The 17330-nt window shown below is 55.0% G+C and carries 14 protein-coding genes; 3 read left to right on the forward strand and 11 right to left on the reverse strand.

Going from position 1 to position 17330, the window contains the following annotated elements; translation table 11 throughout:
• Nucleotides 1-2: 2 nt before the first annotated feature.
• The 6 genes from ACR0M9_RS11540 to ACR0M9_RS11565 all read right to left on the reverse strand — a co-directional run bounded on the left by ACR0M9_RS11540 (nt 3) and on the right by ACR0M9_RS11565 (nt 6999).
• Nucleotides 3-767 (reverse strand): SDR family NAD(P)-dependent oxidoreductase, encoded by a 765-nt coding sequence (locus tag ACR0M9_RS11540; protein ID WP_267364972.1) that lies wholly within the window; start codon nt 765-767, stop codon nt 3-5.
• Complete coding sequence (locus ACR0M9_RS11545) at nt 767-2473, reverse strand: IlvD/Edd family dehydratase (RefSeq protein WP_480773645.1); 1707 nt, start codon at nt 2471-2473, stop codon at nt 767-769. The genes ACR0M9_RS11540 and ACR0M9_RS11545 overlap by 1 nt, the downstream gene beginning before the upstream one ends.
• 59 nt (nt 2474-2532) lie before the next feature.
• The gene (melA, locus tag ACR0M9_RS11550; protein WP_480773646.1) at nt 2533-3873 is read right to left on the reverse strand and encodes an alpha-galactosidase; all 1341 of its coding nucleotides are present in this window, start codon (nt 3871-3873) and stop codon (nt 2533-2535) included.
• Nucleotides 3870-4718: a carbohydrate ABC transporter permease gene (locus ACR0M9_RS11555; RefSeq protein ID WP_480483663.1), complete on the reverse strand. Its 849-nt coding sequence runs from the start codon at nt 4716-4718 to the stop codon at nt 3870-3872. The genes melA and ACR0M9_RS11555 overlap by 4 nt, the downstream gene beginning before the upstream one ends.
• Nucleotide 4719: 1 nt before the next feature.
• Nucleotides 4720-5646 carry a carbohydrate ABC transporter permease gene (locus ACR0M9_RS11560; protein WP_480483664.1) on the reverse strand — a complete coding sequence of 309 codons (927 nt, stop codon included), beginning with the start codon at nt 5644-5646 and terminating at the stop codon, nt 4720-4722.
• A 93-nt stretch (nt 5647-5739) separates the two neighbouring features.
• On the reverse strand, nt 5740-6999 hold the full coding sequence (locus ACR0M9_RS11565; protein ID WP_480773647.1) for an ABC transporter substrate-binding protein: 1260 nt from the start codon (nt 6997-6999) through the stop codon (nt 5740-5742).
• 140 nt (nt 7000-7139) lie between these two features.
• On the opposite strand from ACR0M9_RS11565, the gene ACR0M9_RS11570 reads away from it, so the two are divergent.
• From ACR0M9_RS11570 to ACR0M9_RS11580, 3 genes are all read left to right on the forward strand, one after another.
• Nucleotides 7140-7946 (forward strand): IclR family transcriptional regulator, encoded by an 807-nt coding sequence (locus ACR0M9_RS11570; RefSeq protein WP_480507002.1) that lies wholly within the window; start codon nt 7140-7142, stop codon nt 7944-7946.
• Nucleotides 7943-9001, forward strand: coding sequence for an ABC transporter ATP-binding protein (locus tag ACR0M9_RS11575; protein ID WP_480773648.1), 1059 nt, complete (start codon nt 7943-7945; stop codon nt 8999-9001). The genes ACR0M9_RS11570 and ACR0M9_RS11575 overlap by 4 nt, the downstream gene beginning before the upstream one ends.
• 243 nt (nt 9002-9244) lie before the next feature.
• On the forward strand, nt 9245-11458 hold the full coding sequence (locus ACR0M9_RS11580) for an NADP-dependent isocitrate dehydrogenase (RefSeq protein ID WP_480773649.1): 2214 nt from the start codon (nt 9245-9247) through the stop codon (nt 11456-11458).
• Nucleotides 11459-11854: 396 nt separating this feature from the next.
• On the opposite strand, the gene ACR0M9_RS11585 is transcribed toward ACR0M9_RS11580, so the two are convergent.
• From ACR0M9_RS11585 to ACR0M9_RS11605, 5 genes are all read right to left on the reverse strand, one after another.
• Nucleotides 11855-12889, reverse strand: a complete 1035-nt coding sequence (locus ACR0M9_RS11585) for a glycosyltransferase family 2 protein (protein WP_480773650.1) — start codon at nt 12887-12889, stop codon at nt 11855-11857.
• A gap of 191 nt (nt 12890-13080) precedes the next feature.
• Nucleotides 13081-14187 (reverse strand): peptidoglycan-binding protein LysM, encoded by a 1107-nt coding sequence (locus ACR0M9_RS11590; protein ID WP_480773651.1) that lies wholly within the window; start codon nt 14185-14187, stop codon nt 13081-13083.
• A 43-nt stretch (nt 14188-14230) separates the two neighbouring features.
• On the reverse strand, nt 14231-15493 hold the full coding sequence (locus ACR0M9_RS11595; RefSeq protein ID WP_480773652.1) for a type 2 periplasmic-binding domain-containing protein: 1263 nt from the start codon (nt 15491-15493) through the stop codon (nt 14231-14233).
• Between the two features lie 21 nt (nt 15494-15514).
• The gene (locus tag ACR0M9_RS11600; RefSeq protein WP_267366226.1) at nt 15515-16297 is read right to left on the reverse strand and encodes a PP2C family protein-serine/threonine phosphatase; all 783 of its coding nucleotides are present in this window, start codon (nt 16295-16297) and stop codon (nt 15515-15517) included.
• A 3-nt stretch (nt 16298-16300) separates the two neighbouring features.
• Nucleotides 16301-17320: an FHA domain-containing protein gene (locus tag ACR0M9_RS11605; protein ID WP_480483671.1), complete on the reverse strand. Its 1020-nt coding sequence runs from the start codon at nt 17318-17320 to the stop codon at nt 16301-16303.
• Between the last annotated feature and the right edge of the window lie 10 nt (nt 17321-17330).

Below are 17330 nucleotides of genomic sequence, written 5' to 3' on the forward strand. Positions count from 1 at the left end.
TGTCACCCTGAAACCACGACGCCGCCATCAACCGCCATACACTGACCGGTCATCGCCCGGCTGGCGTTGGATGCAAGAAACAATGTCGGTGCAACCATGTCTTCGGGCGTCAAATGTTCTTTCAGGCATTGTCGATCCAAATGCGCGGCCAAATCTTCGGGCGTCGCCCACATATCCAGTTGTTTTTGCGTCAAGACCCAACCGGGAGCCAGCGCATTCACACGTATGTTCTTTGGTCCCAGTTCGCGGGCCAAAGACCGAGTCATCCCTGTAATGCCCGCATTTGACGTCGTATAGATCGGATAGCCTGCATTGCCCATCATGTAGCTGATCGAACTGAAGTTGATGATAACGCCGCCTTCTTTCATTTGCCGGGCCGCTTCCTGACAGGCGAAATAATAGGCTTTCAGGTTTACCTCGATCATCCAGTCCCAGAACTCGGTCGTGGTTTCCTCAAGTGTATGGCGTTGGTCATTGGCCGCGTTGTTAACCAAAACGTTCAGGGGGCCGTGGGCTTTGGCGGCTTTGGCCATTGTCGTGTGAAGAAGCTGGGTGTCGGTCATGTCACCCTGCATGAACAGAGGTGCGCGGCCGTGTTTGTCGCGCATCTCTTCGACAAAACCGCTGGCGTCCGATCTGCCGATAAAAGCCACATTGGCCCCCTGAGCCAGAAACCCATCCGTCAATGCTGCGCCCACGCCCGAGCCTCCGCCGGTGATATAGACGGATGACCCGTTCAAGTCATGAAATGTCGCTGCTTGGGTCATCAGTGGCTCTCTCTGGTCACAAGGCGGGTGTCTTTGCCGACGAGGAAATCCAGATCGGCCCCTTGATCGGCCTGCAGCACGTGATCGACGTAAAGTTTGGCATACCCGCGGGAATAATGCGGCTTGTCTGGGTTCCATTGGGCTCGGCGCGCGTCCAATTCTTTTTCGTCCACCAACAGTTCAAGCTTGCCGGCGCTGGCAGATACGCGGATGCGGTCGCCGGTTTTCACCAACGCCAGCGTGCCACCCGCCTGTGCCTCAGGGCTGACATGCAGGATGACGGTGCCATAGGCGGTGCCGGACATGCGGGCATCCGAGATACGGATCATGTCGCGAACGCCTTCCTTCACCAATCTGGCCGGAATCGGCATGTTTCCTACCTCGGGCATCCCGGGATAACCCTTGGGTCCACATCCCTTGAGCACCAGAATGCTTTTGGGTGTGACCGGCAGATCATCCCGGTCGATATTGGCTTTCAGGTCTTCGATGTTTTCGAAAACGAACGCCTCACCCTCGGTTTCAAGAAGGGCATCTGTTGCGGCAGAAGGTTTGACGATGGCTCCGTTGGGCGCAAGATTGCCGCGCAAAACACGAAGGCCAGCAGCGGGCTTCACCGGATCGTTGAAAGGGCGGATGACATCGCGGTTGAAACATTCGGCGCCTTCGAAATGGGCCGAGATGTCCTTGTTCAGAACCGTTCTGGCCGGTCGCAGGAAAGGTTTGAGTTCGCTCAACACAGCCGGAACACCGCCAGCGTAACAGAAATCTTCCATCAGGTATGTGCCCGAGGGCATGCAGTTCACCAGAAGGGGAATCTCTGATCCGATTTCAAAGTCCTTGAGCGTCAGGTCAACGCCCACGCGACCTGCGAGTGCCAGTAGATGCACAACGGCATTGGTCGATCCCCCAACGGCTGCATTGGCGAGGATTGCATTCTCGAAGGCTTCCCTGGTCAAAATGTCCGATGGTTTCAGGTCTTCGTCGACCATTTCGACAATCCGCTTGCCGGTCAAATGGGCTAGGGCCATGCGGCGGGCGTCAACGGCGGGCAGGGCGGCATTGGTGGGCAGGCTCATGCCCATCGCTTCGACCAGAGACGCCATGGTGCTGGCTGTCCCCATGGTCATGCAAACCCCGGCACTGCGGGACATCCCGGATTCCGCGTTCATAAAATCCTGAAGGGTCATCTCTCCGGCACGCACGGCCTCGGAGAACTTCCACACATCGGTTCCTGAGCCAATATCCTGACCGCGATATTTTCCATTCAGCATAGGGCCGGAGCTGACAACGATCGACGGCAGATCGACCGAGGCCGCGCCCATCAATTGGCCCGGCGTGGTCTTGTCGCACCCGCCCAGCAGAACCACACCGTCAATGCCATATGCGCGGATCGACTCTTCGACATCCATGGCCAGCAGATTGCGAAACAGCATGGCTGTGGGTTTCATCTGGGTCTCGCCCAGCGACATGACCGGGAATTCGACGGGAAAGCCCCCGGCCTCCCACACACCGCGCTTTACCCCTTCGGCCAGATCACGCAGGCCGGAATTGCAAGGGGTCAGCTCCGACCATGTGTTGCAGATTCCGATGATTGGCCGCCCATCGAAGGCGTGATCAGGAAAACCCTGATTTTTCATCCAGGATCGATGGATGAACCCATCCTTGTCGAGTTTCCCGTACCAATGCTGTGAGCGGCGTTTTGACATTGTTCTGTGATGCTTTTTTTAGGTCTGGGTGGATTTGAGTATTTGTAAAAAGGTGAAATTCAAGCGGCGCGAGATGGGCGGCACCAATCTGGCAGCCAGTCGGCATGGGCAGACAGAAGGTCGTTCACCAGATTTCGAATTTGGCGCAGGTCCAGTTCGGCGGCGGTGTGCGGGTCCATCATGGCTGCATGATAGATATGCTCGGGGTTCTGGTCGACCAATGCCCTGACTGTGAGTTCCTGAACGTTGATCTGGGTACGCATAAGGGCGATCAGCTGCGCTGGGACGTCTGTGATGACAGAAGGCTGAATGCCATTTGCATCAACCAGACACGGTGTTTCGACAGCAGCCCCCATAGGCAGCTGAGGTATCTGGCCGGTGTTTGGCAGATTGCCATAGGCCACGTAGGCGGTGTCAGAGATGATTGCGTTCATTATGTCTGCCGCAAACTCATGGCTGCGAGTGACGGCTATGTCGCGCCCGTCAGTCACGGTTTTGGCCTGCTCTTTCCAGTTGCTCATCTGTTCCACACAGCGGGTCGGGTATTCATCGAGTGGGATTGAGAATTTCTCGATCAGGTCCGCCCGCCCGTCTTTGATGAACCATGGCACGTATTCTGCCAAATGCTCAGAACTTTCGGTGCAGAAAAAGCCAAGGTGATCCATCACTTCGTAGCGCACCTTGTTGGGGCAGCGCGGCATCAGCAGCGGTGCCTTGGGGATCCTGCCGCTGACATAACCTTGCCGAAGGGCGGGGTATAAATCATGGCCCTGATGCTCAAGCCGCAGGAAGAAGGCGACGTGATTGACGCCCGCGACCTTGTAGCGAATGTCGTCTTTTGACAGGTCCAAATCATGTGCCAGTTCCGCCACCGTGTTCTGAACCGAGTGGCACAGGCCGACCTGCTTCAATGACGGGTATCTCTCGGCCAGTGCCCAGGTGTTGATGGCCATCGGATTGACGTATTGTAGTAGTGTCGCATCAGGGCATAGCTGCATCATGTCATGCGCTACGTCCCACAAGACCGGCACAGTGCGCAGCCCCCGCATGATGCCACCCACGCCCAGCGTATCGGCGATGGTCTGGCGCAGCCCGTATTGTTTGGGGATCTCAAAATCAGTGACGGTACAAGGCTGGTACCCGCCAATCTGAAAGGCAGTGATAACGAAATCGGCACCATCAAGTGCCGCGCGTCGATCCGCATGTGTGGATACTGTCGCGTTTGACCGGACCGAACGGACCATGGCGCGGGCTACAGTTTCGCTTTCCGTCAAGCGTACGGGGTCGATATCCATCAGCGCAAAATGACTGTCCGCCAGAGCAGGCGTTAACAGAACATCCCCCACGATGTTCTGCATAAAGATCGTGGAACCTGCTCCGATAAAAGTTATCTTTGTCATTTTACAGCTCCGAGGGTCAGGCCCGCGATAAAGTGCTTTTGCATCAGGAAGAACATGGCAACCGGCGGCAGCGCTGCTACGATCGAGCCCGCGCTCATTAATTGGTAGGCGGCGCGGAACTGGGCGTTGAAACTGGTGATGCCTGCCGTGACAGGTTGGCTTTCCGCGCCCTGTGTCAGGACGACCGCCCAAAAGTAATCGTTCCAGATGAAGGTAAAGATCAGCACGCTGAGTGCGGCTATTGCGGGTTTCATCAACGGCAGCACCACGTACCAGAAGATGCGCCATTCGCTGATACCCTCGACTCGCGCGGCCTCGATTAATTCAAAGGGCAGGGCCCGGATAAAGTTGCGCATGAACAATGTGCAAAAGCCGGTCTGGAAGGCGATGTGGAACAAGACGAGGCCGGTTTTTGTGTTGTAGAGGCCTAAATCCAGTGTCAGGTCGCGCACAGGCACCATCAGGATCTGGAATGGCACGAAATTGCCGGCTACGAACATAAAGAAAATCCATAGGTTCGATTTGAATTTGTAGATGCCTAGTGCAAAGCCGGTCATGGAACTGAGAGCAACGGCACCGATTACCGTAGGAATGGTGATCATGAAAGAGTTCAGCAAATATCGCGGCATGTCCGAGTTGAAGAACACCAGCCCGTAATTGACTGCACCTTCAAAACTGGATGGCAAGCCCCAATAGTTGGCGTTGGTGAAATCCGCCGCTGGTTTGACCGAAAACAGAGCCACCGCCAGCAGGGGCCCCAGCCACAGCAACAATGCAAGTGGCAGCATCGCCTGATAGGTGATCTGCGCGGCGCGAGGTTGTTTTTCGATGGGTTTGGGAAACATCTCAGTGCCCCCTTTCTTCGCGATACATCGACCAGAGGAAATAGGCGATGAAGCAGAGCATAATCAGGAAAAGCACCACAGCGATTGCCGCGCCATACCCCATGCGGAAGCCATATTCAGATAGGGCGACTTCGAACATGTAATAGGCCAGCACGCGGGAGGATCCGAACGGCCCGCCCTGTGTCATGATTGAGATCAGGTCGAAACTGCGCAGCGCTCCGATGATTGTCACGACGAATGCAATGAAAGTCGCCGGGCGCAACTGCGGCAGAATGATGTGCCACAGCATTCTCAAGCCTTTGGCACCGTCCAGGCGCCCGGCTTCGATCTGTTCGGGGTCGACGGCATTCAGACCGGTGAGGTAGAGGATCATGCAATAGGCGGTTTGCGGCCAAAGGCCCGCGACGATGATGCCGTAGGTGACCAAACGTTCGTCGCCCAGCACATTCAAGGGGCCTATTCCAAATAAGCCAAGAAGCTCATTCAGAAGACCAAAAGTCGGGTCGTAAAACCACGTGAATACGAGGCCAACGACAACCTGAGAAATGACAAATGGAAAGAAAAACAGCGATTTGTAAAGGCGGATACCCCAGACTGTCTGGTTCAGAAACAAGGCAATGAACAGGCCCGCCGGAATGGCCAGAAGGTATAGGATCAACCAGATCAGATTGTTTTTGAGCGAGATATAGAATGCGTCCCGGTCAACCCATTCCCAATACAAATCTTCATAGTTGCGCATGCCTACATATTCGGCGGCACCCAACCCATCCCACTCGTAAAGTGACAGGTTGAAGGATTGGAAGACCGGAATGATCACGTAGACCATAAAGAACAGCAGGCCCGGAGCCAGAAATAGCCACGGCGCGATGCGCTGTTGGTTTCTGTGGAACCAGCTTTCCTGTTCTGGGGCGTCGGCGGCAGTGGTCATGGGTGTCCCGGATTTTCTTGAGGTGAAGGCGGGCTGAAGCCCGCCCTACAAAGCGGGTCAAATGGGCCGGGCTTCAGCCCGGCCCAAGCCTGATCAGTTGTCGTAGATACGCTCTCGCGCGCGTTCCAGCTTGGCCAGAATACGGTCAACATTGTCTGGTTTAACCATGAATTCCTGGAAACCTTCCATTGACACTTTGGCCATTTCAGCCGGTGCGTCGCGGTCCCAGAACTGAGCCACTCCGCCGGGGCTGTTGGTCGAGAGCATCGAAAAGCCCTGCTGCAAGAATTTGTCATCATCCACCGAAGATTGCGCGTTCACCGGCAACTGACCGAGGTTCGATCCGTTGTTGATCTCGGTCTGTTCATCCGACGAGACAACAAAGCGCAGGAATTCACGCGCTGCTTCTTTGTTCGAGGCATTCGCCGGGATATGGAATGTATCGGTCGGCGCGTCTTCAGCCAGTTCGACATCAGGATTGATCGACACGAATTGGTAGAAATCCAGCTGATCGTCTGTCAGCCCTGCTTCACGCAAAGGCGCGACTGCGAAGTTGCCCATCAGATAAGCAGCGGCCTCTCCGTTGACCATGAATGGCAAAGCCTCCTGCCAGCTATAGGTCTGATGGTTATCAATGAAGGCCCCCATGTCGATCAACTGCTTCCAGTTGGCAAAGGTCTGCTTGACCCGGTCATCTTCCCAGCTGATTTCACCATTGGCCAGCTGGTTGTGAAAATCAAACCCGTTGGTGCGCATGTTCAGGTAGTCGAACCAGCCACCAGCGGTCCACAGGAACTTGGTGCCGATAGTATAGCAGGCGCGGCCGGAATCGACGATCTTCTGACAGTTTGCCAGCTCTTCTTCCCACGTCGTCGGTTCGCTGAGGCCCAGCTCATCAAAGATATCTTTGCGGTAGTAAACGCCCCACTGGTAGTAGGTATAGGGCACGCCCCATTGTTTGCCGTCGATGGTCATCGCGCCTTTGGTCGAAGCCAGGTTCTCGGCAATTTCGGGCTCGGCCCACAGGTCTGATACGTCTTCAAACAGGCCAGCCTCGACATACGGCTTCATACGGTTGGCGGCGTACCAAGTGGCCACGTCAGGTGTGTCAGCCGTCAGAAAGTTGCGGATCTGGGTCTTATACGCTTCGCGGTCGATAACCGTGGTTTCAATCTCCAGGCCGGGGTGCTGCGCTGCAAACCGTTCGATCATCGCTTCCATCGTTGCGCGCGGGGCCGGGTTTGACGTGTCTAGGAATATCCGAAGCTCTCCGGTCAGGTCAGCCGCCGCCGGTGCCGCCATAGCAACGCCAAGTGCCAGCGCAGCGGTTGTGCGCTTGAAAGTGGAATACATGGTTTCCTCCCTGTTGTCTCCACGCAAGTTTCAAATAATGAAACCTAGTTTTATATATTGAAAACTACACATCGACTCGGTTAGTCTTGTCAAGACCCTCGTGCAAACTGCGATGGGCAAGCGGAGGAGAACGGACGCCCGTGTCAGGTGACGGAACTATTGGCAAAGCATGTGACGTGCTGGATCAGGTCGCCGCATTTCAGCGCCCTGTGCGATTTTCGGAATTGCTGGACGACAGCGATTTCCCGAAAGCAACACTGTATCGGTTTTTGCAATCATTAACCAATCAGGGAATGCTATGTTACGACCCCGAGCGCCAAACCTACGCTCCGGGTATGCGTTTGGTAAGGCTTGCGCATGCAGCTTGGACCCAAAGCTCACTGGCCCCTATCGCACGTCCGTTTCTCGATATTCTAAGCCAGGAAACCGGCGAGACCGTGCATTTGGCGCAGCTCGATGCAGGTCAGGTTCTATACGTTGATAAACGCAACGCAGCGCAACCGATCGAGATGTATTCTCAGGCGGGTAAGGTGGGCCCGGCCTACTGCACGGGCGTCGGCAAGGCGATGCTTGCATTTCTGGATGAGGGAGACCTTAACCGGGCAATTTCGCAGCAGAGTTTTCACCGCTTTACCGACAAGACCCTGACGTCGGACAATGATCTGCGCACCGATCTTGATCGAATTCGCAGCAAGGGTTTTGCCGTTGATGACGAAGAACATGAACCTGGAATTATCTGCGTTGCCTGCCCCATTCTGACAACAAGCGGTCGGGTCCTAGGCGCAATCTCGGTAACCGGCTCGACTCAACGAATGGATTTTGAACAACTCGAGGCATGGGTGCCTCGTGTGCGGCGGGTGGCTGAACAAATCAGCACCGAGGCACAGGCTTGGCGTTTCCCTGAAACGCGACCAGACCTCGGCAATGACAGGAAGCAAGCGACATGACAGGTGTAACTCTGAACCAGGCAATCAAGCGGTACGGCCAGACGCAAGTCATTCACGGCATCGACTTGCAGATCGAAGATGGTGAATTCTGTGTTTTCGTTGGCCCTTCGGGATGTGGCAAATCCACATTGTTACGGATGATCGCGGGTCTTGAAGAAACGTCGGAAGGCGAGATCCACATAGGGGCGCGGGACGTAACCCATATGGATCCGGCCAAACGTGGTGTGGCGATGGTGTTCCAGACCTATGCGCTTTATCCACATATGACCGTAGCGGAAAACATGGGCTTTGGGCTGCGCATGAACGGCATCCCAAAGGCAGAGATCACCAGAAAAGTGCAGGAAGCCTCGAACATTCTGAAGCTTGACCAGTACCTCAAACGCAAACCCAAGGCCCTGTCGGGTGGTCAGCGGCAGCGGGTTGCGATTGGCCGTGCCATCGTTCGCGGCCCCGACGTTTTCCTGTTTGACGAACCCTTGTCCAATCTGGACGCCGAGTTGCGCGTGGAAATGCGTGTCGAGATCGCGCGCCTTCATCAGGAAATCGGCGCGACCATGATTTACGTGACCCATGATCAGGTCGAAGCCATGACCATGGCCGACAAGATCGTCGTGCTGCGGGATGGTCGTGTTGAACAGGTTGGCGCTCCGATGGATTTGTACCGCGATCCCGACAACCGGTTTGTCGCAGGTTTTATCGGTTCGCCTGCAATGAACTTTCTGGAATGTGAGTATGAGGACGGCCTAGTCTCCCATCCCGCACTTAGCAAGCCCTTGCCCGTTTCTGTGGCTATACCCTCTGGTCGGACCAAGGTGACATTGGGCATGCGGCCCGAGCATATTCAGATTGACCGTTCGGCCGATGCCTGCACCGTGGACCTGACCGAAGCCTTAGGCGGCGTGTCCTATTCCTATTTACGGACGCCAAATGGTGATAAGCTGATCATTGAGGAACGGGACGATCAACGAAGCAGAACCGGGGATCGGATCGGCATCGCCATACAGCCAGATCGTGTGATGTTTTTTGATCCAGAGACCGGGCAACGGTATCGTTAGTCACGACCTTCCAGCCCACGGGCAGTCTTACCCGTCCCAAGAGTTACACGACACTTTATCTGACCCGTGGCAAAACGCGCGGGCAGATGCGATTGATTCCAAGTCAAACGTGATTTAAGGGAAGCCCTGTCAAAACAGAGTCACCCAGGGGCTGTATCGTGGTTTAGCCCCTCTCACGCCACGCAATTGTGGTTGCAACTCTTGGATCGCACGCCCCGAAAGGCTTAAAAAAGGTAAAAGAATATGGCAGATAAATCGAACTTCGACATATTGTATACCATTGTAGACGAAGCGCCAGAGCTGGCCAGCGCTTCGTTCCTGCCCATCATCCGCAAGTTCGCATCTGCTGCGGGCGTCCGCGTTGGCACCAAAGATATTTCTCTGGCGGGACGTATTCTGGCAGCATTCCCCGAGAACCTTACCGACGATCAGCGTGTAAGCGACGATCTGGCGGATTTGGGCGATCTGGTGAAGACACCTGATGCCAATGTCATCAAGCTGCCAAATATCTCTGCCTCGGTTCCACAGTTGGTTGCGGCCGTCGAAGAACTGCAATCGCAGGGTTACGACATTCCGACCTACCCTGCAGAACCTGCAACGGATGAGGAAAAGGCGATCCGCGCCCGTTATGACGCGATCAAAGGTTCTGCTGTTAACCCGGTTCTGCGCGAAGGGAACAGCGACCGCCGTGCGGCGCGTGCGGTGAAAAACTATGCTCAGAACAACCCGCATTCGATGGGCGAATGGGCGTCGGACAGCAAGACCAAAGTTTCGTCCATGCCGGCTAATGATTTCTATGCAAACGAGATTTCGGCCACCATCACCGCAGCACAAGCAGGCGATGCAAAAATCGAGTTTGTAGGTAAAGATGGTGACGTCACCGTTCTGAAAGACGGCTGGTCGCTGGAAGAAGGAACCATAGCCGACGCGACTTTCATGTCGGTCAATGCACTGTCTGCGTTCCTTTCAGATGCCATTGAGGACACCAAAAAAGACGGGACCATGTTCTCGCTGCATATGAAAGCCACGATGATGAAGGTTTCAGACCCGATCATCTTTGGATATGCGGTCAAAGCCTGGCTGGCCCCCGTGTTCGAAAAGTTCGGCGCGGAACTGGATGCGTTGGGTGTGAACCCAAATTCAGGTCTGGGCGCTCTGTTGGAGCGCGTACAGGGTCATGCTGACATCATGGCGGCTATCGACACGCTCAAGGCGGACCGTCCATCCATGTATATGGTGGATTCGGACCGCGGAATCACGAACCTGCATGTCCCATCGGATGTAATCATTGATGCCTCAATGCCTGCTGTGATCCGTGCCGGAGGCAAGGGCTGGGACCAGACGGGTGCCAAAGGTGACACCAACTGTGTGATCCCTGATCGCTGCTACGCGACCGTCTATGATGAGGCCATCAAGTTCTTCAAGGCCAACGGCGCGTTGAACCCGTCCACGGCCGGAGCCGTGGCGAATGTGGGCCTGATGGCTCAGAAAGCCGAGGAATACGGTTCGCACCCGACAACTTTCGAGGCACCGGCCGATGGTACAATCCGCATCGTTCTGGCCAATGGCGAAACGTTGCACAGCCACAGTGTCGAGGCCGGCGATATCTGGCGCGCCTGCACTGTCAAAAAAGCGCCGATCGAGAACTGGATTCAGCTGGCCATGGACCGTCAGCGTCTGACCGGCTCCGAGGCGATTTTCTGGTTGGACGCAAACCGGGCCCATGACGCGGAGCTTATCAAATATGTCAAACCGGCGCTTGAGGCTGCTGGCGTGGCCGACAAGTTTCTGATCATGGCCCCGCGTGAAGCGACCCGTCAGTCGTTGGAGACGATCACCGCTGGTAACGACTCGATTGCCATCACAGGCAACGTGCTGCGGGACTATCTGACTGACCTGTTCCCGATCCTGGAACTTGGTACTTCGGCCAAGATGCTCTCCATCGTCAAACTGATGAACGGTGGCGGATTGTTCGAAACCGGTGCCGGTGGTTCGGCGCCCAAACACGTGCAGCAGTTGGTCGAGGAAAACCATCTGCGCTGGGACTCGATGGGTGAGTTCTGTGCGTTGGGTGAATCGCTGAACTTCCTTGCTGATACCAAAGGCAACGAAAAAGCGGGCATTCTGGGTACAGCGGCCGAAGCAGCGACGCAGGGTATTCTGGACAACAACCGCTCACCCAGCCGAAAAGTTGGTCAGCCTGACAACCGCGACAGCCACTATTGGTTTGCACGCTATTGGGCAGAGGCTTTAGCCACCCAATCCAAAGATGCGGAACTGGCTGCCGAGTTTGCGTCACTGGCCAAGGAGCTGGCCGCCAACGAAGTGCAGATCCTGTCAGAGTTGGCCGCAGCTCAAGGTCAAGCTGCGGATTTGGGCGGCTACTATCACACGGACCCAGCCAAAACGGCGGCGGTTATGCGGCCCAGCACAACGTTGAACACAATCATCGGCTAATCGCTAACGGCAAAACAGGTGATCCTTTGCCTGTTCAAAAAGCAGAAAGGGACCGGCACAATTGTGCGGTCCCTTTTTTGTATCGCGGGCAATGTAAAAGAAAGTAGGGTAGAGAAAAGTATTAAGCATTTACAATGCTTTACAATGAATTTGTTTGCACTTACGGGATTCCCCTAATAGCACGGCAGCGCTGACTGCTTTAAACCTTGGATAACAGAGAATTTCACTGGTGATGCCTCAGGGCCTTATCACTCACTCAGAGAATGACCAGCATTTGGGGTGCTGGTCATTTGCATTTTGGTTCTCAGGATTTTCTGGACGGCCAAACAGTTCAACCCTGGTTGAACACGAACACAATCTTGTGTTTACGCAAAGAGGAAGCCTGGAGACTGGGTTTTAGCCAACGCGCCGGGGTTCTGGGTTGGCAATCGGCGCCTTTGTTCTGTTCGTTCCGTACATCGCAACACCTTTGTGTCGCAGATAAGACAGGCGACGCGCCTCTCGCCGGGCAAGCGCCAGAGACTCAAGGATCAGCGCGCACACGATTGACAGCATGGTTCCGACAAAACCGGATACTGCGACAACCAAAGACGGAATTCGGTCAACCAACCCTGTTTCCAAAAACTCGCGGAAAACCGATGCGAATACGAGAAGCGAAGGTAAGAATATCAACAATGCCAAAGACAAGAAGAACGCGATTGGCTTTTCGTCTTTGATCAAAAGGCCAATCATCTTGAGAATTCGCCACCCATCTGAATAGGTGGCCAGTTTTGAGTTCGAATCCGGAAGCCGTGAGACGTATTTTGTCTCAACTTCTCCAATCGGCATGCGCATCTGCATCGCGTGCACTGTAAGTTCAGTTTCAATCTCGAACCCGTTGGAAACCGCCGGAAAGCTTTTGACAAAGCGTCTGCTGAAAACACGATAACCGGACAGCAGGTCGTTGATTTTGCTGTTAAAGAAGAATTTCACCAGCCCGCTGAACAAGGCGTTTCCAAACTTATGACCCCGTCGATAGGCTTGAATGTCGTTGTTCACCCGTGCGCCATTGACCATATCAAGGTTTTGCGAGACCAGCAGATTGATCATTTCAGGTGCTGCCATACTGTCGTAGGTCGCATCCCCGTCTGCCATGACGTAGACATCCGCAACCACGTCAGCAAACATCCTGCGGACAACGTTACCTTTGCCCTGATATGTTTCAGAGTAGACCAGCGCGCCAGCTTCTTGCGCCACTCTCGCCGAGCCGTCCGTGGAATTGTTGTCGAATACGTAAATTACCGCCTCCGGCAGGGCGGCGCGGAACTGCTTGACTGTTTCACCAATGGCAACGGCTTCATTGTAACAGGGCAAGATAACAGCAATTTCCAAACCCGGCCACGACGCCCGTGTCAGAGATCCACTTCGGATATTCAAGGCACCCTGTATCATATGTCACTCTTGCTCGCTCGGACGTGTCACTTGAAGGATGATTGCACTTTGTTCTCAAGATGCTGCGCGTATGAGGTATTTCTGAAGCAGATAAATGGCCGAATTTTGGCATCCGATTGAATCGCGCCGATAATTCAGCAAAAGGGGGCCGGTTCAAGAACCGGCCCCAAAGTTTCAGCTGAACCGAGGGATCAGTTCGAAGCTGCGTTCAACTTTGCGTTTTGCTCACGCAGCGTATCCGAGATGATCGCGTACCATTCACCGGATTGACGCATTTCGATCAGACCCTTGTTCATCATAGCGATGTATTCGCGCGCGAACGGGTTGGTGCGATGCGCAAGGAAGCTCATCGACGACAGTGTGGACACATAGGGGTTCTCAACGATGTCAGCCGAAGTCAAACCCATGTCTTTCATTGTCGATGCGAACAGATCAACTTCGAATGCCGCAACATCTGCGGTTCCGGTCAATACAGCGTCAAGGCAATCACGGGCCGAGCTGGGCTGAACCACAGTCGTGTTCTCGCGGTTCAGTCCCTGCTCTTCCAGAACAACCATGCTCCAGCCTGCCATACGGCAAATGGTCGAGCCTTCCAGGTCCTTGAAGCTGGTCGCGCTTGCGTATTCGCTTTCCGGCAGTGTGAAGAAGCCGCCGACGATATCGTAAACCGGGACCGAAGCTACAAATTGAGTGCAGCGAGCTTCGGTTTCAGGGGACCATTCGTATGTACGGTTGGTACAATCAGGAACGGTCCATGCAATTGAAATATCAAAGGCACCAAGCGGCAACAGTGTATCCAGATGCGAACTCCAGTCGTCGACAAAGCTGACTGAATACTCACGGCTGTTTCCTGCCCGCTGAAGGCTGGTCGTTGCCAGACGAGTCATGATGCCCCCGCCATTCAGTGTTTCGGTTGTGAACGGTTCCCAGCCGTTACCAGCCACCATTTTGATCGGCGGCGCATAGACATTCGACCGCTTTACGCTGGCCGCGCGCTGTTCTTCAGCAGCGATGATTTCCTGCGCGCTTTGGCCGTTCGGCAGGCTACCGTCTTCACAGGGCAGGGCCAGCACCAGCCCAGGATTAAGAGCCCCCGGGTTTGTGATCGCGTTCCTGTTCGCGTTGAAGATCGGCTGGTAGTTCGAAGTGCCATAGGCGGCGATGGCGATGGTTGCCAATGTGTCACCATCTTGCACTGTATAGTTCGTGCACGCTTCCTGTGCAGCGGCGGCTCCCGCGCTCAGAGCTGTGATGGCAGTTGCCGACAGCGCCAGTTCCTTAATTTTCTCGTTAAACATTTCCACTTCCTCCAGACTTTTGTTTGTCAGGCCAGACGGGGCCTTATCCATTTTCCATTTGGTGACGCAGGGCGGTCGACACGATATCGCGCCATTCGCCTGACTGCTGCATGATTGCCAGACCCTGATTCAGCGTCTCTAAGATCGCTTCCCCATCAGGATTATCTTTATGGGTCATGACATTAAGCGACTTGATCGCCGCCAGGTTGGGGTTTTCGATAATCCGGTGTTTATAGCCAAGCCGAGCGATGGCTTCCTCTGCCAGATGCGCTTCGATTGCCACGATATCGGCAGTTCCGTCCATCACAGCATGAAAGCAATCATCAGGCGATGTTGGCCGCATCAGCTTGATGACGGGTTCGTAAAGACTTACCGCGTCCATATGTGAAAGCGACCAGCCTTCCGGGCGGCAAATTGTTGTCCCGGCAAAGTCGGCATAGGTCAGCGTCTGCTCGTACCCCGATCCATCGCGCGCAAAGAATGTATCCACGACTTCATAGAACGGGTTTGAGAAATTGTAGGTCTCACAACGATTGCGGTCACTTTCCGACAACGCTGCTGCATCTTCGCAATTTGGGCGTGACCAGGGGAAGGTGCCGTCAAATGCAAGTGTTGGCATCAAGAGATCCAGATGCGACGACCAATCGTTCACAAACTGAATTTTATACGCTTGTTCCGGAGCGGCACGCAGCATCGCTGTCTCAACCAGATGCGTGTAAAGCCCCCGGTTGGGCAACGCTTCGTCCGTAAACGGAGCGTAGTTCCCACCGGTAATCAACAGCAACTGACGATCACGAATTTCCGGGCGCGTTTCAGCGTTAGCATTTCTGATCAGTGCGGCGGCTTCCGAGCGGGCTGCCTCAATCTCTTCTTTGGCAGCGGCCCGTGCAGCGACGACTGCATCTTCACTTGCCTTCTTTGCCTCAGCTTCCGCTGCCGCGACACGGGCTTCCGCTTCGGCCACGGCTTTCTCCGCGCGTTCTTCTGCCGCTTTTACCAGTTCTGAGGCCATTTCAGCCGCGAGGCGTCCTGCTTCGGTGTCGGGCAACTCGGGCGCGCGCCCGACATCTTCCAGGCAAGGCAATTTCAAAACATCGCCGACACGAATGATATTGGGATTTGTGCCGATAACATCCCTGTTCGCATCGTAGATTGGCCGATAATCTTCGGTTGCGTAAACTCGGATTGCCAATTCCCGCAGACTATCGCCACGCTGAATCTCGTAGTTTGAACATGCCTCTTGCGCTGACGCCGCGCCTGTGGCGGCGGCTAGGGCAAGGCTTGATATGAATAGGTGTTTTCTCATGGGTCCTGTTGCTTTGCCTGGTTATTTTCTCGTAAGTTTTGCGACTGCGATCGACAGATTGTCCTGATCGGGATCGCCCTTGGCCTGCACTGCCAATTGCAAGGCTTCGGCGATTTCCTGTGCTAGCTCCTGCTGATGCAGGCGCAGAACATCCTGAATCTCAGCGTCGCTAAGATATTGAAGCCCGTCGCTGCCAAGGATCAGAATATCAGCCGGAGACACGATCAGCGGGTCTTCAGGGCAATCCACTTTTGGAATAGCACCCCCCATGATCACCGACGTCAGTTGGTTCCTGTCCAATCCCCGTGCTTCAGCTTCCGAAAGCTCACCAGCGGCCAGTTTTGCGTCGATCACGGGGGCCATCGAGTGGTCTTCGTTCACCTGTGTCAACTTGCCTTCGCGGAACAGGTAAAGGGGGCTGTCTCCGATCGAAATCCTGAACACACGCTGACCCAGAAAGAGGACACCCAACAAAGTGGAGCCCATGTTGAAACCCTGGCCTTGTGCCTCGTTATGGTCTGATATTGCTGCATTGGCTTGCATGGCAGCCAATGGCAGCGCGTCAATTGCGGCGCCTTCATTCAAGGTATCGGCTTCTAGCTCGGTATCCAGCGCGTTCCGCCAAGCGGCAATCACCATTTCCGAAGCCACTTCGCCCGCCTCGTGGCCACCCATACCGTCAGCGATCGCAATATAGCCCGCGTCCGATGCGTCGAACATGCGCGCAGCAATCGCGTCTTCCTGCGTTTCCCGCTGACCCTGGTTCAGGATCAGCGCAACATCATATGCCGGAGTAGCCAGCATCTATCAGGAATCCCGCCAATCAAAACCTTCATCGCAGAAGGCCATAAATCGGATTGATGTTTCACTGATGCGGATCAGATCACCGCTGGAGAGTGCGATCGTGCTCAGAACGGGTTTACCATTCAGGCGAACAAGGTTGGCCTTTCCGCCATGCCCTAGATAGCATTTCCGATCTTCCGGGTCATAAGCAATAACAGCGTGGTTCGAACGTGAAATGCCTGTGTCGCCGAAATCCAGTTGGATCGCCTGGTCATCGTTTCGACCGATTTGCATCAGGCCTTCGGTCAGGGTGATGCTGGCGCCCCGCCCGGGACCTGCCGTCACCACCAGCCAGCCAACCGGGAATGTTTCCTGAGCAGCTTCGGTTTTTGAGACGGGTTCTGATGTTTCGATCAATTCCTGAACATGCGTGTCCGCACGCTCAAACCCAAGGAACGTTGTTTTGACCCGCGAGCGACGGTCCTCGGCTGGGGCGGCAGGCGTGGGTTGAGCCTGTACGGCACCCTCTTCCACCACTGCCGGTTCTTGCACGGACGGGGCTGCAACCTCAGCTTCCACCGTTTCCGGCGCGCTCATTTCAGCTACATCCAGAGGCGGCGCAACTTCATCCGGTGTTTCGGCAAGCTCGTCTGCTACATGCAAAGTGATGATTTGATCGTCCGAGATATCCTCGTCATCGTCGGGGTCGGCCATCAAGTTCTTGGTATCTTGGTCGTCCTCGTCAGTTGCATCTTCAACGAAGATGGACACTTCAACCGGCTCTTCCGTGTTCTCCGCCGCAACTTCGTCGAATTCCGGCATTTTCTCTTCAGGGATAAGCTCGTCTGTTTCCTCATAGGATTCAGACGTCATGTTTCCACCGGCCAGTGCGGCACGCAGCGCGTTGAAGTCTGCGATAGGCTCCTGCTTTTCGGTTTCAGGTGCCGCGCTGTCAGCTGCATGAGCGTTTTCAGCAACATCATCTTCTTTGGATTTGCCGGCACCTTCGAGAAGCCGGCTCAGAGGGCTTTTGTATTTGAACATGGTGTCGACA

The organism is Ruegeria sp. CH2, from assembly GCF_056537065.1.